This window comes from Cumulibacter manganitolerans, assembly GCF_009602465.1.
GTDB lineage: Bacteria > Actinomycetota > Actinomycetes > Mycobacteriales > Antricoccaceae > Cumulibacter > Cumulibacter manganitolerans.
Genome location: NZ_WBKP01000008.1, coordinates 1 through 25,300, shown reverse-complemented (window position 1 = coordinate 25,300; position 25,300 = coordinate 1). Strand labels below are relative to the sequence as shown.

The following is a 25,300-nucleotide window of genomic DNA, read 5'->3' as shown; positions in this document are numbered from 1 at the left end:
TCGCGAGACGCCGGGCACCCGCGAGGGGCGCCCGGCGTCCGGGTGCTGCGTGCTGGGCCGCTCGAGCGGCCTGGGGACCGCCTTACGGCGTGGCGACCGGCGTACCGCCGACCGCGGCGCTGCCGGCGTCCCTCTGCGGGACGTCCTGGACCGGAGCGCTCGGGACCTCGACACCGGTCGTGTCGGCCGGCGTCTCGGTGTCGGCCGGCTCGGTCGGCTCGGCCGTGCTGCCGGTCGGCTCGGTCGGCTCGGCCGTGCTGCCGGTCGGCTCGGTCGGCTCGGCCGTGGTGCCGGTCGGCTCCGCAGTGGTGCCGGTCGGCTCGGCCTGCTGGACGGGAGCCTGCGCGCTGTCGTCCGCGTCCTGGTCGGTGCTCGAGCCGCCGGTCGACGAGGCACCCGACCAGCCACTGCCCGAGGTGCGGTGCTTCGTGCCCCAGTGAGCGGAATGCGAGTCGGCGGTCGCCGCGTGCGCGGACGCGCCGCGATCGACGCCCTGGCTCGCCGGACCGGCCGCGCCGGCCGCCTGCCAGCACGAGGCCGACGGCGCCCACGGCGCGGTGCCCTCCGCGTTGTAGAGCTCGATGGCCGCCGCGTCCTGAACCGCCTCGGGCGCGTCCGCGGCGTGCGTGTAGCCCTGCGAGGCCTTCAGCGACTGGAAGGTCGAGTCGATGAACTGGTAGGCGCCCGAAGCCGTGCTGGTCGGGTTCTCGGCCTGGTAGTCGCCGCCGCTCTCACACTGCTTGATCTTCTCCAGCACCGGAATCCCGGTGTCGGCCGCAGAGGCCGGCGAGGTGAATCCGAGCGCGAGGGCGCCGCCCATCGTCGCGAGCGCGATGCCACCTCGAACCAGTCGTGCAGTCATTCATGAACTCCTTCGTGTCGGTTTCGGTCCCCGGCGGCGAAGGGCAGGTGCTGCCCTCCGTCGTTACCGCTTCGTGACCGAGCGACTAGGCTGCTGAACGATGATGTACCGAACATGTACGCCGTTGCGGCCTACACATCCGGCACTCAGGCCGGGGCCGGGGCACGGGTCGAGGCTGGACGGCGAGTGAGAATCCTTACCATCGACCTCGGCGAGAAGACGCCCGAGATCGTGCACGCCGTGCTTCAGGAACTCGCCACGGCGTACGACGTCGAGCGGGAGCCGGGCCTCGCCCTGGAGCGGTGCGTGGCCGGCGCGTGCACCGTCGCGGTGCTGTGCGTCGATGCATCCGGTCCCGCCGAGGCGGCGTTCGCCGCGCAGCTGCGCGACGCCGGCGGTGCCACGCCGCTGCTGGTCGTCGCCGGCCGCGCGAACGCGCAGGACATGGTGAGCGCCCTCGACGGCGGCGCCGACGACTACCTTCCCGGCGAGCGTCCGCCTGCCGAGCTGGCGGCGCGGGTCCGCGCCCTGGCGCGCCGTGAGCCGCAAGCAGCAACCACGCTGCTGGAGTACGGCGATCTCCGCCTCGACCCGGCCGCGCATCGCGCCTGGCGCGGCGGCCGCGAGCTCGCGCTGACCGCGTTGCAGTTCACCTTGCTGGAGACGTTCCTGCGGCACTCCGGGCGCGCGCTGTCGCGCGGCCAGCTGCTCGATCTGGTCTGGGACCCGGCGTCCGACACCTCGTCGAACGTGGTCGACCAGGCGATCGCCGCGCTGCGGCGCGCGATCGGCAAGGACCGCGTGATCACCGTGCGCGGCGTCGGCTACCGGCTCGGTGACGGCGCGTAGCGGACTCGGGCGCGCCCCGGACGGTTGTCCGGACCGCCGGACGGTCGTCCTGGACCACCTCGGGGCGTCGACGCCCCAAGACCGTCGCCGGTCAGCCGTCCGCGGGTGCACGTCATCCGTCCGCGGCGGCCGGTCGTCCGTCCGCGGCGGCGGGCTATCCGGCCGACGGGAGCCCGGCTATCCAGCGCTTGAGGATCCGCACCAGCTCGTCCGGGACGGTCATCGGGCCCATGTGCCCGGACTCCGTCTCGGCGTGCTGCACGTGCGGCGCGTCCAGCGGGATCGGCGGCATCGCGCCGTCGTCCGTGCCACTGACGAACAGCACCGGGATCTCGGGGTGATCGAGGACGGTCTGCGAGTGGTCGGCGCGGTCCCGGATCGTCGTCAGGGCGAACCGCGCGCCCGGCACCGAGGCCTGCTCGGTGATCGCGATCAGCTCCTCGAAGATCTCCGGCGGGTCGTAGTCGGCGACGTACACCGGGAACAGGTCGCGCACGACGTCGTCCCACGGCTCGCTCTCGAACCGGGCGATCGCCTCGGTGCGAGCCCGCTGCTTCTCGGGCGGGTCGGCGTACGGCTGCGAGTAGATGATGGCGGCCGCGGCGGGGACGTCGGGGAAGCTGCCGAGGATCTCCGCGAGCACGTAACCGCCCCAGGAGTGACCGACGATGACCGGATGCTGGACGCCGGCCGCTGCGAGGGTGTCGACGACCTCGCGGGCGGCGTCCCGCATCGTCTCGACGCCGTCGGCCAGCGGGCTGCCGCCGTGGCCCGGCAGATCGAGGGTGATCACCTCATACTCGTCGGCGAGCAGCGGCACCACCCGCGAGAAGATGTCGTGCGATCCGAGCAGGCCGTGGATGAGCACGACCGGACGACCGGATCCCGTGCGCTGATACTGAAGCATGACCGACCCTAACCCGTCGTGCCACGATGGGCCCATGGATGCCGACGTCGTAGTGGTGGGAGCGGGGCTCGCGGGACTGGTCGCGGCCGCCGAGCTGGTGGACGCCGGACGCCGCGTCGTGCTCCTCGAGCAGGAGAACGAGCGCAACCTCGGCGGCCAGGCGCACTGGTCGCTCGGCGGGCTGTTCCTCGTCGACTCCCCCGAGCAACGCCGGATGGGCGTCAAGGACTCGCCCGAGCTGGCCCTGCAGGACTGGCTCGGCACTGCCGGCTTCGATCGCGCCGAGGACTACTGGCCGCGCCGGTGGGCCGAGGCGTACGTCGACTTCGCCGCCGGCGAGAAGCGCGCCTGGCTGCACGCGCAGGGCATGCGGTGGTTCCCGCTGGTCGGCTGGGCCGAGCGGGGTGGGTACGGCGCGATCGGGCACGGCAACTCCGTGCCCCGCTTCCACGTCACCTGGGGCACCGGCCCCGGTGTCGTGGCGCCGTTCGAGCGGCGGGTCCGCAACGCGGTCGATCGGGGGCTCGCCGAGCTGCGGTTCCGGCACCAGGTCGACGACCTGCTGGTCGAGGACGGCGCCGCGGTCGGCGTCCGAGGCACCGTGCTGCAGCCCGACCCGGCGGCGCGGGGAGCGGCGTCCAACCGGCAGCCGGCCGGCGACTTCGAGGTCCGCGCCGAGGCGGTGATCGTGACCTCGGGCGGCATCGGAGGCAACCACGACCTGGTCCGCTCGTACTGGCCGGAGCGCCTCGGCACCCCGCCGCGGTCGATGGTGGCCGGCGTACCGGCGCACGTCGACGGTCGGATGCGCGAGCGCACGGCCGAGCGCGGCGCCCACCTCATCAACGCCGACCGCATGTGGCACTACGTCGAGGGCATCCGCGACTGGGAGCCGAAGTGGGACAACCACGGCATCCGGATCCTGCCGGGTCCGTCGTCGCTATGGTTCGACGCGTACGGCAACCGGCTGCCGGTGCCGCTGTTCCCCGGCTTCGACACGCTGGGCACACTGGCGCATCTTCGGCACACCGGCGCCGACCACTCGTGGTTCGTGCTCACCCAGAAGATCATCGAGAAGGAGTTCGCGCTCTCCGGCTCGGAGAAGAACCCGGACCTGACCGGCAAGGACCTGCGGCTGACGCTGCGGCGCATCGGCGCGGGCGCCCCCGGGCCCGTCGAGGACTTCAAGGCGCACGGCGAGGACTTCGTCGTCGCGGGCTCCCTCGACGAGCTGCTGCGCGGCATGCAGCGTCTGGACGGCGGCGAGCTGCTGGACGTGGAGCGGGTCCGGGCCGAGGTGCTCGCGCGCGACCGCGAGATGGACAACGCGTTCACCAAGGACCTGCAGATCGCCGCGCTGCGCTCGGCCCGCGCCTATCGCGGCGACCGGCTCGGCCGCGTCGCGACGCCGCACAAGCTCACCGACCCCAAGTCCGGCCGGCTGATCGCCGTCCGCCTGCACGTGCTGACCCGCAAGACCCTCGGAGGGCTGGAGACCGATCTCGACGGTGCCGTGCTGCGCCCGGATGGGTCGGTCTTCGACGGGCTGTACGCCGCGGGGGAGGTCTCGGGGTTCGGCGGCGGCGGCATGCACGGCAACCGCGCCCTCGAGGGCACCTTCCTCGGCGGCTGCCTGTTCAGCGGTCGCGCGGCCGGCCGCGCCGCGGCGTTGGCCGTCGGCTAGCCGCAACCCCGTCGGCCAGGGGCGCGGCCCACGTCGGAGTACCCGGAAAACCACACCCGAGAGCGGCCCCGTCCACTCCGGGTGGATAGCGCACCTCTCGCTCGTCGTTTTCCGAGCGGCCCGGGTCGTCAGGGCTTCGCCGCGGCCTTCTGGGCCTTCTTGAAGTCCCGGACCTTCTGCAGACTCTCGGGACCGGTCACGTCGGCGACCGAGCGGGTCGAGCCGGCGTCCGCGTACGGCCCGATCGCCTTGCGCCAGCCGTACGGCCGATGGCCGAGCTGCTTGCCCAGCAGGGCGGCGAAGATCCGCGCCTTCTGCTCACCGAAACCGGGCAGGGCGTGCAGCCGGGCCAGCAGGTCGGCCGCCGACGACGCCTCGGTCCAGATGTTCTCGGCGTGGCCGTCGTACTGCTCGACGACCACCCGCGCGAGCTCCTGGACGCGGCGGGCCATCGACCGCCCGTAGCGGTGGATCGCCGGCGGCGTCGCGCAGATCTCCTCGAACTCGGCGGCGTCGTACTCAGCGATCGTCTGCGGCTCGAAGGAGCCGATGCGCGAGGCGATCTTCCACGGCCCGCGGAAGGCGTGCTCCATGGGGTACTGCTGATCGAGCAGCATGCCGACGAGCAGCGCGAACGGGTTGTCCGTCAGCAGCCGGTCGGCGTCCGGGTCCTGGGCGATCTGCAGCATGCCCCGACTTTACTTCCCGCAACCGGCACCGGGCCGCCTCAGAGCGGCACGAACCCGAGCTGGCGCCAGGCCTCGTACACCGCGATCGCGGCGCAGTTGCTTAGGTTGAGCGACCGCCGCCCGGGCAGCATCGGGAAGGTGACCTGCTCGGTCACCCGCGGATCGGCGAGCACGCTCTCGGGCAGCCCGTCGGCCTCACGCCCGAACAGCAGGACGTCGCCGTCCCGGTAGTCGATCGCGGTGTACGGCGTGTTGGCGTGCCTGGTGAACGCGAACACGCGGGTGCCGGCGCCGAACCCGCCGAGGCACCGGTCGAGGTCCGGGTGCACGTGCACGTCCGCGAGGTCGTGGTAGTCGAGGCCCGCCCGCCGCAGCTGCTTGTCCTCGAGCGAGAAGCCGAGCGGCTCGATCAGGTGCAGCTCGGCAGGCGTGCAGGCCACCAGCCGGATCGCGTTGCCGGTGTTGGGCGGGATCTCGGGCTGGTGGAAGACGACGCGAAGCACCCGCCCATCACACCACGCGCTACTGCGTCTCGGTGACGCCCTCGTACAGCCCCACATGGTTGCCGTCGGGGTCGGTGAAGGCGGCCCACCAGCTGGTCTCGCTGATCGGCGCCTTCTCCATCAGCACCGAGCCGCCGCGGGCCTTGACCTTCGCCAGCGTGTCGTCGATGGAGTCCACCTCGACGTACGACCGCGGCTGGGTGAAGCCGTCTCCCCGGGGAGCCAGGCCCCCGCCGCTGATCTTGTTGGGCGCCTGCCACATGGGGTAGCCCTCGAAGCCGGGAACCTCGGCGATCTGCCACCCGAAGAGCTCGGAGTAGAACTCCGCCGCCTTGCCGAGATCGCCGACGGGAATGTCGATGTGCGTGATGTCGCCGTGCGCCATGATTGCCCCCTGCCTGGAACGTGCCGTGCTCTTCACGCTAGCCACGGCGCGGACAGTGCGAAACCCGCCGAACGTCCCGAGCCGGCCGCCGAACGCTAGGAGGCGGCCGACACGACCGTCGAGGGCAGCCACCGCTGGGTCGTGCCGACGGTCACCAGCCGCTGCGTGGCCCGGGTGAGGACCACGTAGAGGATGCGCGCGCCGCGGGCGTCGCTGCCGGCGATCTCGTCCGGCTCGACCACCACGACGCCGTCGTACTCCAGGCCCTTGACGGAGAGCTCGTCGATCACCGTGACCCGCTCGTCGATGCCGCCGACCCACGTCTCGACCTCGGCGACGCGGTCCTGCGCGCAGACGACCGCCACGGTCCCCTCCACCTCCTCGAGCACCTGCCGGACGGCGTCCACCGTCGGCAGCCGCAGCTCGCGGGCCACGACATGCTCGGGCTCGTGCCCGGTCGCGCGGACCGCGGTGGGGATGTCGGCGTCCGGCATGACGGCCCGGATGACGTCGGCGGCTAGCTCGAACACCTCGGCCGGCGACCGGTAGTTCGTGTCGAGCCGGAACTCCCGGCGCGGGGTGCGCACCAGCGCCTGGTCCATCGCGGCGCGGGCCTCGACCGGGTCGTGCCACGACGTCTGGGCCGGATCGCCGACCACCGTCCACGACGCGATCCGTCCGCGCCGGCCGACCATGCGCCACTGCATCGGCGAGAGGTCCTGGGCCTCGTCGACGATGACGTGGCCGTAGCCGGAGTAGTTCTCCGGCCGGACACGGGGACCGGCGGTCGCGTACTCGCGGTCGGCCGCGGTGGTCAGCTCGTGCATCTCGGCGAGGTCGAACTCGTCGCGCTGCCGTGGCGGCGGCGGGATCTCACCGAGGACGTCGCGGATCTCGTCGAGCAGCGCGATGTCCTGCACCGACAGCGCCAGCGATCCGTCGTCGCGGGTGTGCGTCCGCCAGTCGTGCGCGAGCTGCTCGATCTCGTCGCGGGACAGGACGCCCGACGAGCAGGTCTGCAGGTACTTCGGGTCGCCGAGCGCGCGCAGCACGTCGTGCGGGCGGCGCATCGGCCACCAGCCGGCGAGGAACGCCTCGTACTCGTCGCGCTGGGCGAGGTCCTCTCGGAACTCGCTGATCGTGCGATCGGCCTGTCCGCCGGGCGAGAGCTTCTTGTACAGCAGCTCGGAGAGGGAGTCCTTGGCGGCGCGGAAGGAGCGGTTGTACTTGCGGTTGCCGCGCAGCACCGACCGCCGGATCGCCCGCAGCTCGGACTGCGTCACCTGCAGGACGTCGCCGCGGAAGAAGATCCGAAGGGACTGCGCGGTGGAGGGGTCGGCGAACCGGGCGGCACGGGCGACCACCGCGGCGATGCGCGCGGATCCCTTGACGCGGTTGAGCTCAGGAGCATCGACACGCATCGATGAATAGCCGTCGACCATCTCACCGACCGACCGCAGCGACGCGCTGTCCTCGCCGAGGGAGGGCAGCACGCGCTCGATGTAGCGCATGAAGGTGCGCGACGGGCCGACGACCAGCACGCCGCTGTTCTCGAACTTGCGGCGATCTCGATACAGCAGGTACGCGGCGCGGTGCAGCGCGACGACGGTCTTGCCGGTGCCCGGGCCGCCGCCGATGAGCGTCACGCCGTCACCGGGGGCGCGGATGGCCTCGTCCTGATGGGCCTGGATGGTCGCCACGATGTCGCGCATCTGCCCGGTGCGCGCCCGCGAGAGGGAGGCGATCAGGGCGCCGTCGCCGATGACGTTCATGCCGTCCAGGGGCGCGTCGGCGTCGAGCAGGTCGTCCTCGACCGAGACGACCTTCTCGCGCACGCACCGGATGACGCGGCGGCGTACGACGTCCAGCCGCTCGGCCGCGGTCGCGCGGTAGAACGGCGCGGCCGCAGGCGCGCGCCAGTCGAGCACGAGCGGCTCGAATCGCTCGTCGAGGACGCCGATGCGGCCGATGTGGTGCACCGTGCGGTCGTCGAAGTCGAGCCGGCCGAACACCAGCCCCTCGTGCTCGCGGTTGAGCAGGTGCTTGCGGCGGGCGGCGACGTGCACGAACGCGTCGCGCTCGACCAGGCCGCCGAACGACCCGGAGCGGCCGCGGGCCAGCCCCTCCTGCGTGATGGCGTCGGCATTGCGCAGGAGCACCTCGACCCGTGCGTTGACCCGATCGACGTGCTCCTGCTCGCGGGCGATCTCGACTGCTTCGGGATCCGTCGGCCGGCCGTCCGGCGAGGGGGTGGGCTCTGGCACGCGTGCTGCTCCTGAGGTCGTGCGATACGGCTGTGCTCCGCGCCCGAGTCCTGACCGCGGAAGTATCGATCTTACGCCCGTCGCCCGCGCGATTCATCGCGCGGATCGGGCGTGCAACCAACTATTCATCCAGGCGGCGGCGCCCGACGTACACTCGGACAGATGACCAGTACGCAGACCACCGAGACCCGCGAGCAGCGCGTCGAGCGGTTGCGCGCGCAGGGCCTCCTCGTCGACCGGTTCGGGCGGGTCGCCACCGACCTGCGCATCTCGCTGATCGACAAGTGCAACCTGCGGTGCACGTATTGCATGCCTGCCGAGGGTCTGCCGTGGCTGCCGAAGGACAAGCTGCTGACCGACGACGAGATCGTGCGGCTGGCGCGGATCGCGGTCGAGAAGCTGGGCGTCGACGAGCTGCGCTTCACCGGCGGCGAGCCGCTGCTGCGTCCGGGCCTCGTCTCGATCATCGACCAGGTCACCGATCTCCGGCCGCGGCCGAGCACCGCCCTGACCACCAACGGTCTCGGGCTGGGCAAGATCGCGGCCGCCCTCGCGGACGCCGGGCTGGACCGGGTCAACGTCTCGCTCGACACGCTGGACCGTGAGCGGTTCCAGGCGCTGACCCGGCGGGATCGCCTGCACGACGTCCTCGACGGCATCGAGGCGGCGGCGGCCGCCGGCCTGCAGCCGCTGAAGATCAACACGGTGCTCATGCGCGGCGTCAATGAGGACGAGGCGCCCGCCCTGCTGCGGTGGTGCCTGGATCGGGGCTACGAGCTGCGGTTCATCGAGCAGATGCCGATCGACGGTGGCCACGTCTGGGACCGCCACCAGATGATCACCGCGCAGGAGATCCTGCGCTCGCTGGAGAGCGCGTTCGACCTGTCGCCCGATCCGGCGCACCGCGGCGCCGCGCCGGCCGAGACCTGGCTGGTGAACGGCGGCCCCAGCAAGGTGGGCGTGATCGGGTCGGTGACCCGCCCGTTCTGCGGCGACTGCGACCGCACCCGGCTGACCGCCGACGGGCAGATCCGCAACTGCCTGTTCGCCACCGAGGAGTCCGACCTCCGGGCCGCGCTGCGCGGCGGCGCGTCCGACGACGAGCTCGCCGACCGGTGGCGCGCGGCGATGTTCGGCAAGCGTCCGGGGCACGGGATCGACGATCCGTCGTTCCTGCAGCCCGCCCGGCCCATGTCAGCGATTGGCGGCTAGATGACGGTTCAGGTGCGGTACTTCGCGGCGGCGGCCGCGGCGGCCGGTGTCGAGGAGGAGCACGTCGAGCCGGGCACGCTCGCCGAGATCGTCGAACGCATCGGTGACCACCACGGCTCGCTGATGATAAAGGTGCTGCCGGCGTGCAGCTTCCTGGTCGACGGCACCGCCACGACCGACCAACAAGTCGTCGTCTCCGCCGGCCAGAGCATCGACGTCCTCCCGCCGTTCGCCGGCGGCTGAGACGGGCCGCCCCGGTTGTGTTGTTGCCGCTTCGGGCGACGACGCCCGGAGTGGGCACAGCACAACGGGGGCTAGGGGGCGTTCACCCACTCGTCGGTGCCGTCCTCGAAGATCTGGTGCTTCCAGACGGGCAGCTCGGCCTTGACCCGCTCGACCAGCATCGAGCAGGTCTCGAAGGCCTCCTGGCGGTGGTCGGCCGCGACGGCGCAGCCGATCGCGATGTCGCCGATGGCGAGTTCTCCGACGCGGTGCTGCACCGCGATACCGCGGACGCCGGACATCGCCGCGACCTCGGCGGTAATCGTCCGGATCACCTCGTCGGCGCTCGGGTGCGCCATGTAGTTCAGTCGCTCGACCTGCCGGCCGTGGTCGTGGTCGCGCACCGTTCCGCTGAAGGTCACGACCGCGCCCGCTCGGCGGTCGCGCACCAGCAGCTCGAGGAACGACACGCTGATCTCGCTCTGCGTGACCTCGGCCTTGCGGATGTCGGTGCGCACCAGGTCACGGTGGGTGAAGGTGCGCAGCTGCTCGGGGGTATCGATGTCGGCCGGTGAGCCGAGTCCGTCGCACGCGATCTTCTGCAGGTCGTCGCGGCCGTTGAGATACTGGCGGGCCCCGACGTCCCCCGAGATCGAGGTGGCGATCGGCGCCCAGTGCTCGCGACCGATCAGCATCGGGTGGCCGATGATCCCGCCGTACGTCGCGACGGCGAGCGCGCTCGGGCCGCCGACCTTGCGCAGCCGGTCGATCGCGTCGGGGCTGATCTCCGGGGTGTCGACGAGCTGGATCACCACGGCGTCGGTCTGCGGCCCGAGCTCCTGAGCGGCGGCCAGCCCGGCCCGTACCGACGTCGACATGCCCTCGGCGTAGTCCGGGTTGCTGACTATGTGCAGCCGGCCGTCGCCCATGATCTTCTCGATCCTGTCCTGCCACACCTCGAGCGCCTTGCGCACGAACGGCTCGCCGGCGCCGAGGACGACGACGATGTCCTCGCAGCCGCCCTCGCGCAGCACCTGCAGCGAATGCGTGAGCAGCGACTTTCCGCCCGGGAGCCGGACGAGCGCCTTGGGCATGCCCATCCTGGTTCCGGCGCCTGCCGCCAGCACCATGCCCGCAATGCTCACTGCGAATACACCACCAAGCTGTCCGTATCGAGCGAAAGTGTCACCTTGTCGCCGACCGCGAGCGTCGAGTGCTGCAAGGCATCGGCTTCCGACACTAGGGCCGGGCCGCCGTCGGCCACAACCTCGACCCGAAGCACCAGGCCCCGTTGCTCGAGATCGCTGACTGTTCCGCTCCATACGTTACGTCGCTCGGCGGCCGCGGACGCATCCGGATGCACCCGGACGTCGTGCGGGTGCACGGCCACGAGCACCGGGCCGGTCGGTCCGGGCACCTGGATCGTGCCGCCGCCGTCCAGCGCGACCGAGCGGCCGTCGCTGGTGCCGCGCAGCAGCGTGAGCCCGGCGAGGTCCGCGACGTAGCGGGTGCGCGGTGCGGCGACCAGCTCGCTCGGCGTCGCCCGTTGCACCACTTTGCCGTCCTCGATCACGACGACCTGGTCGGCGAGCGCGGTGGCGTCCACGACGTCGTGCGTGACGACGATCGCCACGCCACCGAAGTCCCCGAGGTAGCGGCGCAGGTCCGCGCGGACGCCGATCCGTGAGCCGGCGTCCAGCGCCGACAGGGGCTCGTCGAGCAGCAGCAGGTCCGGATCGGTGGCCAGCGCCCGGGCCAGCGCGACCCGTTGCGCCTGGCCGCCGGAGAGCTCGCGGGGCCGGACGCCGGCGATGTGCTCCGCGCCGACCGCGGCGAGCACCTCGCGGGCCTTGGCGCGCGCGCCCCGCCGCGGCAGCCCGCGCGCCATCGGACCGTAGGCGACGTTGTCGAGGGCGCTGAGGTGACCGAACAGCCGGCCGTCCTGGAAGACGACGCCGACCCGCCGCTGCTCGGGCGGCAGCCACCGCTGCGAGTCGTGCAGCACTCGCCCGTCCACCCGCACGTGGCCGCCGGCGGGGCGCAGCAGTCCGGCGACGACCGCCAGCGCCGTCGACTTGCCGGAGCCGTTGGGGCCGAGCAGCGCGAGCACCGACCCGGCCGACGCCTGCAGGGGCAGGTCGACCTCGACCCGCTCGCGGGTCGCGCGGACGTGCGCGTCGAGGAAGCTCACGACAGTCCCTGCACCCAGCGCCCGCGCAGCGCGATCAGCACGATCACCGCGACCGCCAGCAGCAGCAGCGACAGCACGATCGTCCCGTCGTAGTCGTCGATCAGCTCGGTGTAGACGCGGACCGGCATGGTCTCGGTGCGGCCGGGCAGGCTGCCGGCGAACGTGATGGTCGCGCCGAACTCGCCGAGCGCCCGCGCCCACGCCAGGACGGCGCCCGCCCCCACGGCAGGTCCGATCTGCGGCAGGGTGACGCGGCGGAACGTCGTCCACCGGTCGGCGCCGAGGGTCGCGGAGGCCTCCTCCAGCTCGCCTCGGGAGGACCGCAGCGCGCCGTCCACGCTGAGGATGAGGAACGGCAGCGCGACGAAGGTCTGGGCGAGGACGACGGCGAGGTGCGTGAACGGGATGCTCACGCCCCACCAGTCGTAGAGCCAGCGGCCCAGGACGCCCTGACGGCCGAGGGCGGAGTACAGCGCGACGCCGCCGACGACCGGCGGCAGGATCAGTGGGACGGTCACCAGGACGCGGAGCAACCGGCGTCCGGGGAGTCTCGTCCGGGCCAGCACCCAGGCCAGCGGGATGCCGATCAGGAGGCATACCAGCGTGGTCTCGGTGGCGGTCACCAGCGAGAGCCCGAGCGCCTGGCCGACGCCCGGTGAGGCGATCTTGTCGACGAACCGCGGCCACGGCGCCTTGATCAGCAGGCCGGCCAGTGGCACCAGCAGGAACAGCACGGCGGCCGCGGCCGGGACGACGAGCAGCAGCGGGACGCGTCGTCCGGTCGTTCCAGCGGCGTCTCGCACTCGCGCTACGGCTTCCCGAACCCGCGGGTCTGCAGCGCCTGCTGTCCCTCGCCGGTCACGTAGTCGACGAAGACCTTGGCCGCGGCGGGGTCGGGGGCCTGCTTCACGATCCCGATCGGGTACTGGTTGCCGAACTCGGCCGCCTCCGGGAAGTCGATGCCCTCGACCTTGTCCGGCTGCGACTTCACGTCGGTGACGTAGACGAGACCGGCGTCCGCCTCCCCCATCGCGACCTTCTGCAGCACCGACTTCACGTCGGGCTCCTGGGAGTCGGAGGAGATCGTGATGCCGGCCTTGGCCTCGATCTTCTTCTGCGTCTTGCCGCAGGCCGCCGCCTCGGCGCACGTCACGACCGTCAGCTTCGGGTCGGCGAGGTCGGCCAGCTTGGTGACCTTGCCCGGGTTGCCCTTCGGGACGACGATCTGCAGCCTGTTGGTCGCGAACACCGTACTGGCCCCGACGATCCCGGCGTCGGTGAGCGTCTTCATCGACGTCTCGTCGGCGGAGGCGAACACGTCGGCGGGCGCGCCCTGCTGGATCTGCGTGGCGAGCTGGCCACTCGCGCCGTACTGCAGGTTGATCGTCAGGCCGGGATCGCGCTTCTGGAGGTCGGTCTTGATCGTCTCGAAGGACTCCTTCAGGGATGCCGCGGCGAACACGTTGATCTCGCCGGAGGCGGACGACGAGCTCGCGCCGCCGCTCGACGTCGTGTCGTCGGCCGCGCTGCTGGCGCATCCGGTCAGCGCCAGCGCGAGGACGACCGGGACGAGTCGCGCGACGCCGCGTGGTCGGCTCATGGCTAGCCCCCCGCCTTCTCGATCGCGACGTTCGTCGCCTTGATCGACGCGACGGCGACGCTGCCCACCTGCAGGCCCATCTCGCGGACGGCCTCGGTGGACAGCAGGGAGACGACCCGGTAGGGGCCGGCCTGGATGTCGACCTGGGACATGACCCGGTCGGAGGTGATCCGGGTGACGATGCCCTTCAACCGGTTGCGGGTGGAGGCCTCGCCCCCGCGGCCGGGGTCGGGGGTGTGCGCCTGCTCGGCGGCGAAGCGCGCCAGATCCACGGCGTCCACCCCGTGCTTGCCGGCGGCATCCCCCGACTTGACCTTTCCTCCGTCGACCCACCGCCGGACGGTGTCGGTCGACACGCCGAGCAGCTCGGCGGCCTCCCCGATACGCAGTTGCGTCATGTCGACGACGATAGCACCGCATCCGCGAGCACGTACGCGCACAGATCCTCGCGTTTGCCCACTCGGCAGACAGCCGCGCTGACCGGCTCAGATGGCGTACGGCCACACGGTCAGCATGAAGGCGCCGAACCACGCGCCGCCCACCGCGAGCACGACGAGAGTCCCCGCCCGCGCCGCGAGACCGCCGGTCGCCAGCCGGCGGGCCGGGAGCAGCAGCAACGGGAACATCGGGACCAGGAACCGGATCTTCGACTGCGGGAACCCCGCCGAGCCGACCGCCAGGACGACGAGCACGGCGGCGTACGCAGCGACCGGCCACCACCGCGCGGCGTCCCACCGGCCCCCGAGCGCCTCACCGAGCAGCGCTAGGAGCAGCACGACGGCCACCAGCATCGCGAACGAGGCCGCGGCGTGCACGACGCGGCCCAGCGGGTCCAGGCTCGCGTCGAACGTCAGCGTCCGCCAGCCGTGCTTGGCGGTCGCGGCGCCGAAGTCGAAGCGCGAGCCCCAGAAGAACCGCTGCGCGGCGAACCAGCCGTCGACGCGGCCGCTGACGATCGCGACGTAGAGCCACCACAGCGGGACGCCGAGCACACCGAGCGCGGCGCCGACCACCGCGCGCGGCCCGGGCCGGCCGTCGCGGCGCGCGAGCAGCCAGGCGACCACCAGTGCCGCGCCGACCGCCAGGCCCGTCGACCGAGTGAGCCCGGCGAGCAGCCCCAGGACGCCGGCGGTCAGCCACCATCCGCGCCGCGCGAGCCAGATCGCCCAGGCGGCGAGCGCGACGAACAGCGCCTCGCTGTAGACCATCGCGAGCACGATCGTCATCGGGCCGGCGGCCCACAGCAGCGCGGCGAGCAGCGCGCCGCGCGGCTCGAGCAGCTCGCGCGCGACCGCGTAGACGCCCACCACCGCGGCCACCCCGGCCAGGGCGGTGACGAGCAGGCCGCCCCCGAGCGCGGGCATGCCGAGCAGGTACAGGACCCGGATCAGCATCGGGTAGAGCGGCGGGAACGCCAGCGACGCGGTGTCGTCGTGGTGCGGGTCGGTCATCTCGAGGTGATCGGGGTAGCCGTGCTCGGCGATGGCGACGTACCAGCCGCCGTCCCAGGCGCCGAGCTTGTCGTACGTCGACGGGACGACGACGGCGCCGGCCGGCGAGTCCGGCGTGATCGCCGGGCTGTCCCGGGGAAGGTGGACGGCGGCGTCCAGCAGCCCCAGTCCCAGCAGCCTGATGAGGACGTACGCCGCGACCAGCCAGCCGATCCGGACGAGGTCGCGACGGCACCACTGCACCGGTCGCACCCGGTCGTCGACGGCCTGATCCACTCGGTCATCGTAGAGAGCGCGGGACGCGGCACGACGGCCCGCGGGACGCGGCAGTGAGATACCTACCGAGCGCTTGTTCGGTAGGCACCCATCGTGTAGACAGAGGAAGAGATTCGCAAGCCTCGGCCCGCCGCACGCGGCCGCCGATCGCCCCGCATCGCAGGCACCGACTCCGCCGCGAGCGAACCCAGGAGGAACGCATGGATTTCGAGCACAGCGCCAAGGCCAAGGACTACCAGGCCCGGATGTGGGACTTCATGGAGTCGCACATCTTCCCGGCCGAGAAGACCTGGAACGAGTGGCGGGAGAAGGCCGGCCACGACAACCACGAGCTGCCGCCGGTGATGAACGAGCTGAAGGCGGAGGCCAAGAAGCGCGGCCTGTGGAACCTCTTCCTGAAGGACGTCTCCGGCCTGACGAACGTCGAGTACGCCTCCATCGCGGAGATCACCGGCTGGGTCCCCGAGGTCGCCCCCGAGTCGATCAACTGCGCCGCGCCGGACACCGGCAACATGGAGACGCTGCACCTGTTCGGCACCAAGGAGCAGCAGCAGGAGTGGCTCGAGCCGCTGCTGGCCGGTGAGATCCGCTCGGCGTTCGCGATGACCGAGCCGCGCGTCGCGTCGTCCGACGCGGCCAACATCGAGACCCGCATCGAGTCCGACGGCGACGACTACGTCATCAACGGGCGCAAGTGGTGGATCTCCGGCACCGCCGACGAGCGCTGCAAGATCTTCATCGTCATGGGCAAGACCGACCCGACGGCGCATCCGCACAAGCAGCAGTCGATGGTGCTCGTGCCGCGCGACACGCCGGGCGTCAACGTGATCCGGCACCTTCCGGTCTTCGGCTACCAGGACCAGCACGGCCACTCGGAGATCGAGTTCAAGGACGTGCGCGTCCCGAAGAAGAACCTCCTCATGGGCGAGGGCGACGGCTTCATGATCGCGCAGGGCCGCCTCGGCCCCGGCCGCATCCACCACTGCATGCGGCTGATCGGCATGGGCGAGCGCGCCATCAAGCTGATGGTCGAGCGCGCGGCGTCGCGTGAGGTCTTCGGCGGCCCGATGATCGACCAGGGCGTGGTCCGCGACCAGATCGCGCGCTCGCGCATCGAGCTCGAGCAGGCCCGCCTGCTGGTGCAGAAGGCCGCGTGGCTCATCGACTCGACCGGTTCGGCGAAGGGCGCGCAGATCGAGATCGCGGCCATCAAGGCGAACACCCCCGTGGTGGTCTGCGGCATCATCGACCGCGCGATCCAGATCCACGGCGGCGGCGGCGTGTCCGACGACTTCCCGCTGGCCAACATGTACGCGCAGGCCCGCACGCTGCGCCTGGCCGACGGCCCGGACGAGGTGCACATCCGCACGGTCGCCCGCAAGGAGATCGCCAAGCACACCCAGAAGTAGCCCACCCGGGCGCTTCTCGCGGTGGGTTGTACCCCGCTATCGGCGCGATAGCGGGGTACAAGCCACCGCCAGCGCAAGACTTGAGCGAGCGGCTAGTCTCACGTTATGGGATTCGCGCTGCGCCGGCCGATGCTGTGGGCCGCCCGCCGGCCGGCGATCAAGTCCGCCCTGACCTCCCTGCCCGCGACGCGGAGTGTCGTCGCGCGATTCGTCGCCGGGGAGACGGTCGCCGACGCCGTCCGGGCCGTCGCCGCGCTGCGCGCCCAGGGCATCCTCGCGACCGTCGACCATCTCGGCGAGGACGTCGTGGGCCGGCGCGAGGTCACCGCCAACGTGACGGTGGCGCTGCGTCTGGTCGACGCCCTCCGCGCCGCCGGGCTGGCGACCGGCACCGAGATCAGCCTCAAGCTGTCGGCCCTCGGCCAGACGGTCAGCGACGACCTCGCCCTCGCCGGCGCACGGACGATCACGCAGGCGGCGACCGCCGCCGGCATCCTGGTCACTCTCGACATGGAGGACCACACCACCACCGACCACACGCTGGCGGCGCTGTGCCGGCTGCGCGCCGACGTCCCCAGCGTGGGAGTCGCGATCCAGGCGATGCTGCGCCGTACGCCGGAGGACCTCGACAAGCTGTGCGGTCGCGGCTCCCGGGTGCGGCTGGTGAAGGGCGCGTACGACGAGCCCGCCTCGGTGGCCCTCGAGGATTCCGCCGTCGACGCGGCGTATGCCGCCGGCCTGGAGCGGCTGTTCGCCGGCGACGGGTATCCGATGGTGGGCAGCCACGACCCCGCGATGATCACGCACGCGCTCAGCCTCGCGATCCGGCACGGCAAGGGCCTCGGGGACTTCGAGCTGCAGATGCTGTACGGCATCCGCTCCGCGGAGCAGCGCCGGCTCGCCGACCTCGGGCATCGGGTCCGCGCCTACGTGCCGTTCGGCGACGACTGGTACGGCTACTTCACCCGCAGGCTGGCCGAGCGACCGGCCAATCTGACCTTCTTCCTACGGTCGTTCCGCCCCGGCGGCACCTGAGCCGCTGGGGCGGCACACCCGCGCCGCCGCGCCACGTCCGCCACCTCGAGGGGAGCCACTGATGAACGCCATCACCACACCGCCGCCGCCGGTGAACGAACCGGTCCGGACGTACGAGCCCGGCTCCGCCGACCGCAGCGACCTGCAGGCGGCGCTCGACGCGCACGACGACGGGGTCGAGCTGCCCGCGGTCATCGGCGGCAAGGAGGTCATGGGCCGCGGGCAGGGGTTCACGGTGGCCGCTCCGCACGACCACCGCCGCGTCCTCGCGGTCTCCGCGCAGGCCACGGCGCAGGACGGGCAGGACGCCGTCGACGCAGCGCTCGCGGCGGCGCCCGAGTGGGCGGCGATGTCCTTCGACGACCGCGCCGGCGTGTTCCTGCGTGCGGCCGACCTGCTGGCCGGGCCGTGGCGGATGCGGATGAACGCGGCCACGATGCTGGGCCAGGGCAAGAGCTGCTACCAGGCCGAGATCGACGCCGCCTGCGAGCTGATCGACTTCTGGCGGTTCAACGTCGCGTACGCGCGGCAGATCTACGCCGAGCAGCCGCCGGCGCACGCGCCCGGCGTGTGGAACAGCCTCGAGTACCGGCCGCTGGAGGGCTTCGTCTACGCGATCACGCCGTTCAACTTCACCTCGATCGGCGGGAATCTGCCGACCGCTCCCGCGCTGATGGGCAACGTGGTGCTGTGGAAGCCGTCGATGACCCAGCAGCTGGCCGCGTCGCTCACCATGCAGCTGCTGCAGGCGGCCGGCCTGCCGGACGGCGTGATCAACATGCTCCCGGGGCACGGCGCGGAGGTCTCGAAGGCGGCCCTCGCGAGCGAGCACCTCGCCGGCGTCCACTTCACCGGGTCGACGAGGACCTTCCAGGGGCTGTGGGGCGAGGTCGGGTCGCGGATCGGCGGGTACCGGGGCTATCCCCGCCTGGTCGGCGAGACCGGCGGCAAGGACTTCGTGGTCGCGCACGCGTCCGCCGACCCGGACGCCGTGCTGACGGCCCTGGTGCGCGGCGCGTTCGAGTACTCGGGGCAGAAGTGCTCGGCGGCCTCCCGCGCCTACCTGCCGCGATCGCTGTGGCGACGGCTCGAGAAGCGGCTCGCGGCGGAGACCGATGCGCTGCCGGTCGGCAGCCCGCTGGACTTCAGCAACTTCACCGGACCGGTCATCGACGCGGCGGCGTTCGCCAAGCATCGGGCCGCGATCGACCGCGCGCGGGCCACCCCGGGCGTCAGCGTGCTCGCCGGTGGCGACTATGACGACAGCGAAGGCTACTTCGTGCGCCCCACGGTGCTGGTCGGCGAGGACCCGGAGGACGAGATGTTCCGGACCGAGTACTTCGGCCCGATCCTCAGCGTGTACGTGTACGCCGACCGCGACTACGAGAAGACGCTGGGGCTGGTCGACCGGACGGCGGCGTACGCGCTGACCGGCGCGGTGCTGGCCCGGGACGCCCGGGCGATCGCGACCGCCCGGGCGGTGCTGCGCAACGCCGCCGGCAACTTCTACATCAACGACAAGCCGACCGGCGCGGTCGTCGGACAGCAGCCGTTCGGCGGGTCGCGTGCCTCGGGCACCAACGACAAGGCCGGCTCTCCGATCAACCTGCAGCGGTGGGTGTCGGCGCGGGCGATCAAGCAGACCTTCGTCCCGCCGACCGCGATCCGCTACCCGCACCAGGGCTGAGGGAGCCCCCTCGACGCCGATTGATCGTGGCCTCTGCCGAGGCGCAGACTGAGTCGGATGACTGTCGAGACCACTGAGCGACCCGGGCCCGTCGGGCCCCCGCGCAGCCGGGCCGCCCGGGCCGGCGACTACCTGGTCGCGCTGCGGGCGACCCGGCTGCGCGGGCTGTCCACGACCGGTACCGTCACCGCGCTCCTGGGCCTCCTGGCGTCGCTGTCCCCGTCGCTGCTGCCGCGGCCGTGGCCGATCCAGGGCGTCATCAGCGGCATCGTGCTCACCGCGTTCTATCCCGTCGGCGTCCTCATCGGCTGGCTCCTGCAGAAGCTCGCGCGGTGGGCCCGGTTCCGGTACTCCGTCCGCGCGCGGGTCCGCCACGCGATCACGATCGGCTGGATGGTCGGCGTGGTGGTGGTGTACATCAGCGCGCAGATCATCAGCCTGCGCTGGCAACGCGACAGCGCGCGGCTCGTCGGCGCGCCCGCGCCCGACCGCGGCTACGTCATCGGCAGCCTGCTCGTGACGACGCTGGTGTTCGGGAGCCTGCTGCTCACCTACCGCGGAATCCACTGGATGGTGGCGCGGGTCGACCAGATCGGCCGGCGGGTGCTGCCGGCGGCCCTGTCGCACATCGCGGCGACGCTCATCGTGGTCGTCCTCGTCGGCGTCCTCGTCGACCGGCTGCTGCTGGCCAACATCCTGCAGGTCGCCGAGCGCACCTCGCTGGCCAGCAACGCCCGGGCGCCCGACGGCGTGCGCCGCCCGACGTCGCCGTTGCGCAGCGGCGGACCGGGCTCGAGCGAGTCGTGGGAGTCGCTCGGGTCCGCGGGCGCCCAGTTCGTCGCGGACGGCCCGACCGCCGCGGAGATCTCCCGGGCGACCGGGGCGCCGGCCGTCGAGCCGATCCGGGTGTACGCCGGCATCCGCGACCGGTCGCTGCAGCAGGCCGTCACTGCGGTGGTCGGCGAGCTCGACCGCACCGGCGCCTTCTCCCGGCCGGCCATCCTGCTCTACACCACGACCGGCACCGGCTGGGTCAACGAATGGCACGCCTCGGCCTTCGAGTACCTCGGCGGCGGCGACACCGCGATCGCGGCGATGCAGTACTCGACGTTCCCGTCCGCGCTGGCGCTGCTGACCGACACCGAGACGCCGCGCACGGCCGGCCGGCTGCTGTACCAGGCGGTGCGCAACCGCATCGACGCGCTGCCGGAGCAGAACCGTCCGCGGCTGTACGTCGGTGGCGAGTCGCTGGGCGCCTACGGCGGCAACGCGGCCTTCGGGTCACCCACCGACCTGCTCGCCGGAGTGGACGGCGCAGTGTGGAGCGGCACGCCGGCGTTCACGCCGCTGCACAAGACGCTCACGGCCGACCGCACCCCGGGATCGACGGAGGTCAACCCGGTGGTGGACAACGGCCGGCACTTCCGGTTCGCCGCCGACCAGGCCGAGCTCAGCGCCGACCAGTACGGGCGCCCGCTAGGCGACTGGCAGGCGCCGAGGGTCGTGTACCTGCAGCACCCCTCCGACCCGGTCGTGTGGTGGAGCATGGACCTGATGTTCCGGACGCCGGACTGGGTGAACGAGCCCGGGGGGCGGGACGTCACCGGAAAGCTGGGGTGGATGCCGATCGCGACGCTGCTGCAGGTCAGCGCCGACATGACGGTGGCGACCGACGTCAGCGTCGGGCACGGGCACGTCTACCAGGACGAGCTGGTACCGGCGTGGGCGGGCGTCCTGGGCCGCGACCCGAAGACCGACTACTCCTCGATCGTCGCGGCGATCCGTGCCGGCACCCGCGGCTGAGCGGACCGGCTCAGAACGGCGGGTGGGTCGCGATGCGGGTGGCGATGGCGGCCAGCCCGTTGATCGCCCAGTGCAGCCCGATGGGTGCGAGCAAGGAGCCGGTATGGCGACGCAGCCAGATCAGCGCGACGCCCGCGGCCGAGGTCGCCGCGACGACCCCGCCGATGCTCAGCAGCTGACCGGTGAGTCCCGACCCCACGATGCCGCCGAGCCCGCTGTTGCCGCGGGTCAGGGCCCCGGTGGTCAGCACGTGCCAGGCGCCGAACGCGAGCGCTCCGACGGCGTACGACCCGGTCCGGCCCAGGTGCTGCTGCAGGGCTCCGTCGAGCACGCCGCGGAAGGCGAGCTCCTCCGGCAGCACGGTGGTCAGCGGGATCATGACGAGTACCGCCGTGGCCACCTCGGACAGGCTGGCGTAGCGCGTGTCGTGGAAGAACTGCGCCGTCTGCGGAATCAACAGCGCGACGGCGAGCACCGCGGCCACCGCGGCCGCGCTGAGCAGCCCCACCTTCAGGCCGTGCCGGAGGTGGTGGTGGTGCAGCCCGAGCGACCGGATGCGCAGGCCGCTCGCCCACGCCAGCACGGCGAGCACCGCCGCGCCGACCGGGATGACGACCGCGGCCGGCAGCCCGGTGGTGTGCGCGGCGAGGTTCAGCCCCAGCAGTGCGACCAGCACCGCGACGGTGCGCGGGACGGCGCCCGACCACGGGGGCCGGCTGCGCCAGGCGGCGAGGCGGGAGATGCGCGGCGCGACGACGCCGCGGCCGATCGCCGCGGTCGGCAGCGTCGAGTCAGTCACGAGATCCGGTTCCAGTCTGCGGGGGTTCAGCACTGATCGACCACGGTAGTCGCGGGCCCGTTAGCGTCCGGTTTCGAGGGGCGCCGGTGCGGCCGAGGTCGCAGTGTGCCCGACCACAGCCACGGCCGGTCGCTGCCCGGCTCGCCGCCGGCCGTTCCGTACAGTCGACGTCATGGAACCCGACGCGCGCCGGCCGACCGACCCCTGGATCGCGGCGCTCGCCCGCCTGTACGACCAGCAGCTTCGCGGTCAGGTGGCGAGCTACTCGAACATGTACGGGGGCCGGTCGCGCTCCGCCGCCCACCTCGACGAGTTCTTCTTCCGTCTCGTGGAGATCGCCGAGCCGGCCCGGTTCGTCGAGATCGGCGCGTACAAGGCCGAGGCGTCCCGGCGGGCGCGTCGCACGCTGCCGCGGGCGCGGGTGGTCGCGTTCGAGGCCAACCCGCACAACCATGCGCGCTACCGCGGCGAGATCGCGGACGACGTCCCGATCGAGTACCTGCACATGGCCGTGGCCGACGGCCCCACCGAGCTGACCTTCCACCTGCGCCGCGAGGTCGCCGGTGAGCAGCTGCGTGAGGTGACCGGGAACAGCTCGCTGCTGCTGCGCACCGCCGAGGACACCACGTACGAGAAGGTCGCCGTGCCGGCGACCTCGCTGGACGCGTTCTTCGCCGACGAGCTCACCGTCCCCACGTGCGCGTGGGTGGACGTCGAAGGCGCGTCCGGGGCCGTGCTCGGCGGCGGGGCCGGCTTCTTCCGGTCCTGCACGGTGGTGAAGATCGAGGTGGAGGAGAAGCCGATCTGGCGGGGCCAGTGGCTCTCGCTCGACGTCCTCGAGCACTTCCTCGCCGAGGGGTTCCAGCCGATCGCCCGCGACATCGAGTACGAGAACCAGTTCAACGTCGTCTTCGCGCGCAACGACTTCGCGCGCGACCCGCGGGTGCTCGCGGCCGCCGAGTACCAGGGCAACTACATGACCCACCACCTGCACGCCGACATCGACGACGTCGACGGCACCTGGTCCGACGGCGCGACCCAGCAGCCGTCGGCCGGCGCGGACCAGCCGTCGGCCGGCGCGAACCAGCCGTCGGTCGGCGCGGCCCGGCCACCCGCCGCCGGGGAGCAGCCGCCGGCATCGGGCCGCGGCCGGCTCAGCGGTCTGAGAAGACGACTGTCCGGTGGTCGTTGAGGAACACCCGGCGTTCGCTGTGCCACTTCACGGCGCGGGCCAGCACCTGCGTCTCGACGTCCCGCCCGACGCTGACCAGCCCCTCGGGAGTCATCGTGTGTGACGCCCGCGCGATGTCCTGCTCGATGATCGGACCCTCGTCGAGCACGTCGCTGACGTAGTGCGCGGTGGCTCCGATGATCTTCACGCCGCGGTCGTGCGCCTGATGGTAGGGCTTGGCGCCCTTGAAAGACGGCAGGAACGAGTGGTGGATGTTGATGGCCCGCCCGGCCAGCCGCGCGCACGCGTCCGCCGACAGGATCTGCATATAGCGGGCGAGGACGACCAGGTCGACCTCGTACTCGTCGATCAGCTCGAACATCCGCGCCTCGGCCCCGGCCTTGGTGTCCCTGATCACCGGGACGTGCTCGAAGCGGACGCCGTACGACTCGACCATCTCGCGCAGGTCCGGGTGGTTGGACACGACGACCGGTATGTCGATGCCTAGCGATCCGTGCTTGAACCGGAACAGCAGGTCGTTGAGGCAGTGCGCGATCTTGCTGACCAGCACCAGGGTCTTCATCGGCCGGGTGACGTCCACGATCTGCCACTGCATCGCGAACTCCCCGGCGACCCCGGCGAAGTCCCGGCGGATGGCGTCGAGGCCGGGTACGGGCCCGACGAACTCGGTGTGCACCCGCGCGAAGAACCGGCCGGTGATCCGGTCGGAGTGCTGCTGCAGGTCGAGAATGTTGGCGCCCTGCTGGAACAGGAAGTCGGTCAGCGCGCGGACGATGCCGGGCCGGTCGGGGCACTGGAGGGTGACGAGGTACTCGGGCTTCGCGTCGGTCATTCCGTTCCTTCGTAGGTCATCACGCTGACTATCCACGCCGCGTCCTCCCGCCAGCTGCCCAGCTGCCAGTCGCTGAAGCGGTGCAGCTCGCGCAGGCCCAGCTCCTTCTGGTGCCGGTGGAGGTCCGCGACGGTGTACTCCCGGTCGGTGCGGAAGCCCAGCACCAGCCGGCCCCCGACTGCCAGCAGCGACCGGAGGTTCTCCAGCACCTGCCGCTCGGTACCGCCGGCCAGACAGGGCATCACGTTGCCCGCGAGCACGATGACGTCGGCCCGCGGCGGGAGGCCGGCGTCCACCAGGTCGACGGACGACACCTCGAGCAGGTCGCGTACCGCGTACCGCGCGTGCGGGAAGTACTGCCGGGCGACCTCGACGAGCCGGGGGCTGCGGTCGACACCCAGCACCCGGTGGCCCGCCTGCGTGAGGGCCGCGCCCGTCCGGCCGGTGCCGCACCCGCCGTCCAGAATCGCACTCCCGCGGTCGGCGAGGGCGTCGATGAACCGGGCCTCTCCGGCGACGTCCGCTCCTGCCTCGTACTTCGCGGTGAACTTCGCGACGTACGCCTCCAGCCGCTCGCCCGCCGGGCGGGTGATGTCGAAGCGGCTCCGGGGCGCGGTCATGGCTCGATTCTCGCAGCCGGACGCGCGGGTGTTGCTGCCGGTTCGCTACTCGGCGGCCACGCGGCCGATCAGCGCGCAGAAATCGTCGACCAGCTCGGCGGCGTGCTCGTCACTCTCCGCCGCGGCAACCTCGCGGCCGGCCGAGCCCGTCACCGTCGTGAGCACCCGCACCAGCGCCTCGCCGTTGCGGCGCTCGTCGGCGCGGATCAGCCGGCCGTTCTGGCGCACCCACTCCGCGGCCGCCCGCCGGCGGAGCGCGTTGAATCCGGGCGGACCGTCGCCGCCCAGGAACAGTGCCGTGAGATCGGCGTCCGCCCGGGTCTGCTCCAGGTAGCCGCGGGCGCCGCGGACGAAGAGGGAGACCGGGTCCGACTCGCCGGCCTCCCGGGCGGTCGCCACGGCGAGCGCCGCGGCGTGCGAGCAGCGCGCCTCGTACTCCTGGTAGAGCGCGATGAAGACGTCGGGCTTGCCGCCGAAGTGGTGGTAGAGGCTGCCCACCGACGCGCTGGCCCGCTCGACGATCGACGTCACCGAGGCGTCGATGTAGCCGACCCCCACGAACACCTCGCGGGCGGCGTCGAGCAGCGATGCGCGCATCGCGGCGGCTCGGGCGCCGCCGCCGCGGGTCTGGTCGGACGTCGCGCCGACTGCGGGGATAGCCACCCGGCGAGCATACCGGGCGCACCGAACCCGATTCGGTTTCGGCTCCCCGACGCGTGCCACCCGTTGTGTTGTTGCGACTTCGGGCGACGTCCCTATGCGCCAGCCTCTGGTGAGACATGTTGTCGATCTGGAGGGGCTGGCGTATGGGCCAGAAGCATTATCGGG

At 72.2% G+C, this 25,300-nt stretch carries 25 protein-coding genes; 9 read left to right on the top strand and 16 right to left on the bottom strand.

Annotated features, from left to right (window positions below; all coding sequences use genetic code 11):
* Positions 1–82: 82 nt before the first annotated feature.
* Positions 83–862, bottom strand: coding sequence for a transglycosylase family protein (locus F8A92_RS18915; RefSeq protein WP_228389207.1), 780 nt, complete (start codon positions 860–862; stop codon positions 83–85).
* A gap of 186 nt (positions 863–1,048) precedes the next feature.
* On the opposite strand from F8A92_RS18915, the gene F8A92_RS04695 reads away from it, so the two are divergent.
* Entirely contained in the window at positions 1,049–1,711 is a 663-nt protein-coding gene (locus tag F8A92_RS04695) for a winged helix family transcriptional regulator (protein WP_194291363.1), read from the top strand.
* A 154-nt stretch (positions 1,712–1,865) separates the two neighbouring features.
* Here F8A92_RS04695 and F8A92_RS04690 read toward each other — a convergent pair whose 3' ends face one another.
* Positions 1,866–2,618 (bottom strand): alpha/beta fold hydrolase, encoded by a 753-nt coding sequence (locus F8A92_RS04690; protein ID WP_194291362.1) that lies wholly within the window; start codon positions 2,616–2,618, stop codon positions 1,866–1,868.
* A gap of 34 nt (positions 2,619–2,652) precedes the next feature.
* Between F8A92_RS04690 and F8A92_RS04685 the strand changes: the two genes are divergently transcribed.
* The gene (locus tag F8A92_RS04685; protein ID WP_153503833.1) at positions 2,653–4,302 is read left to right on the top strand and encodes an FAD-binding dehydrogenase; all 1,650 of its coding nucleotides are present in this window, start codon (positions 2,653–2,655) and stop codon (positions 4,300–4,302) included.
* Between the two features lie 128 nt (positions 4,303–4,430).
* Here F8A92_RS04685 and F8A92_RS04680 read toward each other — a convergent pair whose 3' ends face one another.
* From F8A92_RS04680 to F8A92_RS04665, 4 genes are all read right to left on the bottom strand, one after another.
* Entirely contained in the window at positions 4,431–4,991 is a 561-nt protein-coding gene (locus F8A92_RS04680; protein WP_153503831.1) for an HhH-GPD-type base excision DNA repair protein, read from the bottom strand.
* Positions 4,992–5,029: 38 nt separating this feature from the next.
* Positions 5,030–5,494, bottom strand: coding sequence for a tRNA (cytidine(34)-2'-O)-methyltransferase (locus F8A92_RS04675; protein ID WP_153503829.1), 465 nt, complete (start codon positions 5,492–5,494; stop codon positions 5,030–5,032).
* A gap of 19 nt (positions 5,495–5,513) precedes the next feature.
* A complete protein-coding gene (locus F8A92_RS04670) occupies positions 5,514–5,879 on the bottom strand; it encodes a VOC family protein (RefSeq protein ID WP_153503827.1) in 366 nt (121 codons plus the stop codon).
* A gap of 95 nt (positions 5,880–5,974) precedes the next feature.
* A complete protein-coding gene (locus F8A92_RS04665) occupies positions 5,975–8,143 on the bottom strand; it encodes a HelD family protein (protein WP_153503825.1) in 2,169 nt (722 codons plus the stop codon).
* 162 nt (positions 8,144–8,305) lie between these two features.
* Between F8A92_RS04665 and moaA the strand changes: the two genes are divergently transcribed.
* Together moaA and F8A92_RS04655 are read left to right on the top strand one after the other, a co-directional pair.
* Entirely contained in the window at positions 8,306–9,355 is a 1,050-nt protein-coding gene (moaA, locus tag F8A92_RS04660) for a GTP 3',8-cyclase MoaA (protein ID WP_153503823.1), read from the top strand.
* A complete protein-coding gene (locus F8A92_RS04655; RefSeq protein ID WP_153503821.1) occupies positions 9,356–9,598 on the top strand; it encodes a MoaD/ThiS family protein in 243 nt (80 codons plus the stop codon).
* Positions 9,599–9,669: 71 nt separating this feature from the next.
* On the opposite strand, the gene F8A92_RS18910 is transcribed toward F8A92_RS04655, so the two are convergent.
* The 6 genes from F8A92_RS18910 to F8A92_RS04625 all read right to left on the bottom strand — a co-directional run bounded on the left by F8A92_RS18910 (position 9,670) and on the right by F8A92_RS04625 (position 15,095).
* Entirely contained in the window at positions 9,670–10,707 is a 1,038-nt protein-coding gene (locus F8A92_RS18910; protein WP_228389206.1) for a molybdenum cofactor biosynthesis protein MoaE, read from the bottom strand.
* Positions 10,708–10,718: 11 nt separating this feature from the next.
* The gene (locus tag F8A92_RS04645) at positions 10,719–11,768 is read right to left on the bottom strand and encodes an ABC transporter ATP-binding protein (protein WP_153503819.1); all 1,050 of its coding nucleotides are present in this window, start codon (positions 11,766–11,768) and stop codon (positions 10,719–10,721) included.
* Positions 11,765–12,571 carry an ABC transporter permease gene (locus tag F8A92_RS04640; RefSeq protein WP_153503817.1) on the bottom strand — a complete coding sequence of 269 codons (807 nt, stop codon included), beginning with the start codon at positions 12,569–12,571 and terminating at the stop codon, positions 11,765–11,767. Before F8A92_RS04640 ends, F8A92_RS04645 begins: the two co-directional genes overlap by 4 nt.
* 5 nt (positions 12,572–12,576) lie before the next feature.
* Positions 12,577–13,368: a molybdate ABC transporter substrate-binding protein gene (gene modA, locus F8A92_RS04635; protein ID WP_153503815.1), complete on the bottom strand. Its 792-nt coding sequence runs from the start codon at positions 13,366–13,368 to the stop codon at positions 12,577–12,579.
* A gap of 2 nt (positions 13,369–13,370) precedes the next feature.
* Complete coding sequence (locus tag F8A92_RS04630; RefSeq protein ID WP_153503813.1) at positions 13,371–13,766, bottom strand: TOBE domain-containing protein; 396 nt, start codon at positions 13,764–13,766, stop codon at positions 13,371–13,373.
* Between the two features lie 87 nt (positions 13,767–13,853).
* Positions 13,854–15,095 carry a glycosyltransferase family 39 protein gene (locus tag F8A92_RS04625; RefSeq protein WP_194291360.1) on the bottom strand — a complete coding sequence of 414 codons (1,242 nt, stop codon included), beginning with the start codon at positions 15,093–15,095 and terminating at the stop codon, positions 13,854–13,856.
* Between the two features lie 200 nt (positions 15,096–15,295).
* On the opposite strand from F8A92_RS04625, the gene F8A92_RS04620 reads away from it, so the two are divergent.
* The 4 genes from F8A92_RS04620 (at position 15,296) to F8A92_RS04605 (ending at position 21,029) form a co-directional block, all read left to right on the top strand.
* The gene (locus F8A92_RS04620) at positions 15,296–16,504 is read left to right on the top strand and encodes an acyl-CoA dehydrogenase family protein (protein ID WP_153503809.1); all 1,209 of its coding nucleotides are present in this window, start codon (positions 15,296–15,298) and stop codon (positions 16,502–16,504) included.
* Between the two features lie 105 nt (positions 16,505–16,609).
* Entirely contained in the window at positions 16,610–17,539 is a 930-nt protein-coding gene (locus F8A92_RS04615; protein WP_153503807.1) for a proline dehydrogenase family protein, read from the top strand.
* 61 nt (positions 17,540–17,600) lie between these two features.
* A complete protein-coding gene (pruA, locus tag F8A92_RS04610) occupies positions 17,601–19,226 on the top strand; it encodes an L-glutamate gamma-semialdehyde dehydrogenase (RefSeq protein ID WP_153503805.1) in 1,626 nt (541 codons plus the stop codon).
* Positions 19,227–19,283: 57 nt separating this feature from the next.
* Positions 19,284–21,029 (top strand): alpha/beta-hydrolase family protein, encoded by a 1,746-nt coding sequence (locus F8A92_RS04605; protein ID WP_153503803.1) that lies wholly within the window; start codon positions 19,284–19,286, stop codon positions 21,027–21,029.
* A gap of 10 nt (positions 21,030–21,039) precedes the next feature.
* Here F8A92_RS04605 and F8A92_RS04600 read toward each other — a convergent pair whose 3' ends face one another.
* On the bottom strand, positions 21,040–21,828 hold the full coding sequence (locus F8A92_RS04600; RefSeq protein ID WP_228389205.1) for a CPBP family intramembrane glutamic endopeptidase: 789 nt from the start codon (positions 21,826–21,828) through the stop codon (positions 21,040–21,042).
* A gap of 172 nt (positions 21,829–22,000) precedes the next feature.
* Here F8A92_RS04600 and F8A92_RS04595 point away from each other — a divergent pair, with 172 nt between their 5' ends.
* A complete protein-coding gene (locus F8A92_RS04595) occupies positions 22,001–23,020 on the top strand; it encodes an FkbM family methyltransferase (protein WP_153503801.1) in 1,020 nt (339 codons plus the stop codon).
* On the opposite strand, the gene purU is transcribed toward F8A92_RS04595, so the two are convergent.
* From purU to F8A92_RS04580, 3 genes are read right to left on the bottom strand one after another with little or no spacing between them, the layout of a single operon-like run.
* Entirely contained in the window at positions 22,983–23,852 is an 870-nt protein-coding gene (gene purU / locus F8A92_RS04590; RefSeq protein WP_153503799.1) for a formyltetrahydrofolate deformylase, read from the bottom strand. The genes F8A92_RS04595 and purU overlap by 38 nt on opposite strands.
* Positions 23,849–24,472, bottom strand: coding sequence for a class I SAM-dependent methyltransferase (locus tag F8A92_RS04585; protein ID WP_153503797.1), 624 nt, complete (start codon positions 24,470–24,472; stop codon positions 23,849–23,851). The genes purU and F8A92_RS04585 overlap by 4 nt, the downstream gene beginning before the upstream one ends.
* 45 nt (positions 24,473–24,517) lie before the next feature.
* Positions 24,518–25,135 (bottom strand): TetR/AcrR family transcriptional regulator, encoded by a 618-nt coding sequence (locus F8A92_RS04580; RefSeq protein ID WP_228389204.1) that lies wholly within the window; start codon positions 25,133–25,135, stop codon positions 24,518–24,520.
* Positions 25,136–25,300 lie beyond the last annotated feature (165 nt).

What these genes read in the sequence shown, in the direction of transcription:
- F8A92_RS04685 (WP_153503833.1), top strand. Translation starts at nt 2,653, where the DNA reads ATGGATGCCGACGTCGTAGTGGTGGGAGCGGGGCTCGCGGGACTGGTC.
- F8A92_RS18910 (WP_228389206.1), bottom strand. Translation starts at nt 10,707, where the DNA reads ATGGTGCTGGCGGCAGGCGCCGGAACCAGGATGGGCATGCCCAAGGCG.
- F8A92_RS04620 (WP_153503809.1), top strand. Translation starts at nt 15,296, where the DNA reads ATGGATTTCGAGCACAGCGCCAAGGCCAAGGACTACCAGGCCCGGATG.
- F8A92_RS04615 (WP_153503807.1), top strand. Translation starts at nt 16,610, where the DNA reads ATGGGATTCGCGCTGCGCCGGCCGATGCTGTGGGCCGCCCGCCGGCCG.
- F8A92_RS18915 (WP_228389207.1), bottom strand. Translation starts at nt 862, where the DNA reads ATGACTGCACGACTGGTTCGAGGTGGCATCGCGCTCGCGACGATGGGC.
- F8A92_RS04670 (WP_153503827.1), bottom strand. Translation starts at nt 5,879, where the DNA reads ATGGCGCACGGCGACATCACGCACATCGACATTCCCGTCGGCGATCTC.
- F8A92_RS04585 (WP_153503797.1), bottom strand. Translation starts at nt 24,472, where the DNA reads ATGACCGCGCCCCGGAGCCGCTTCGACATCACCCGCCCGGCGGGCGAG.
- F8A92_RS04680 (WP_153503831.1), bottom strand. Translation starts at nt 4,991, where the DNA reads ATGCTGCAGATCGCCCAGGACCCGGACGCCGACCGGCTGCTGACGGAC.
- F8A92_RS04605 (WP_153503803.1), top strand. Translation starts at nt 19,284, where the DNA reads ATGACTGTCGAGACCACTGAGCGACCCGGGCCCGTCGGGCCCCCGCGC.
- pruA (WP_153503805.1), top strand. Translation starts at nt 17,601, where the DNA reads ATGAACGCCATCACCACACCGCCGCCGCCGGTGAACGAACCGGTCCGG.
- modA (WP_153503815.1), bottom strand. Translation starts at nt 13,368, where the DNA reads ATGAGCCGACCACGCGGCGTCGCGCGACTCGTCCCGGTCGTCCTCGCG.
- moaA (WP_153503823.1), top strand. Translation starts at nt 8,306, where the DNA reads ATGACCAGTACGCAGACCACCGAGACCCGCGAGCAGCGCGTCGAGCGG.
- F8A92_RS04690 (WP_194291362.1), bottom strand. Translation starts at nt 2,618, where the DNA reads ATGCTTCAGTATCAGCGCACGGGATCCGGTCGTCCGGTCGTGCTCATC.
- F8A92_RS04630 (WP_153503813.1), bottom strand. Translation starts at nt 13,766, where the DNA reads ATGACGCAACTGCGTATCGGGGAGGCCGCCGAGCTGCTCGGCGTGTCG.
- F8A92_RS04655 (WP_153503821.1), top strand. Translation starts at nt 9,356, where the DNA reads ATGACGGTTCAGGTGCGGTACTTCGCGGCGGCGGCCGCGGCGGCCGGT.
- F8A92_RS04595 (WP_153503801.1), top strand. Translation starts at nt 22,001, where the DNA reads ATGGAACCCGACGCGCGCCGGCCGACCGACCCCTGGATCGCGGCGCTC.
- purU (WP_153503799.1), bottom strand. Translation starts at nt 23,852, where the DNA reads ATGACCGACGCGAAGCCCGAGTACCTCGTCACCCTCCAGTGCCCCGAC.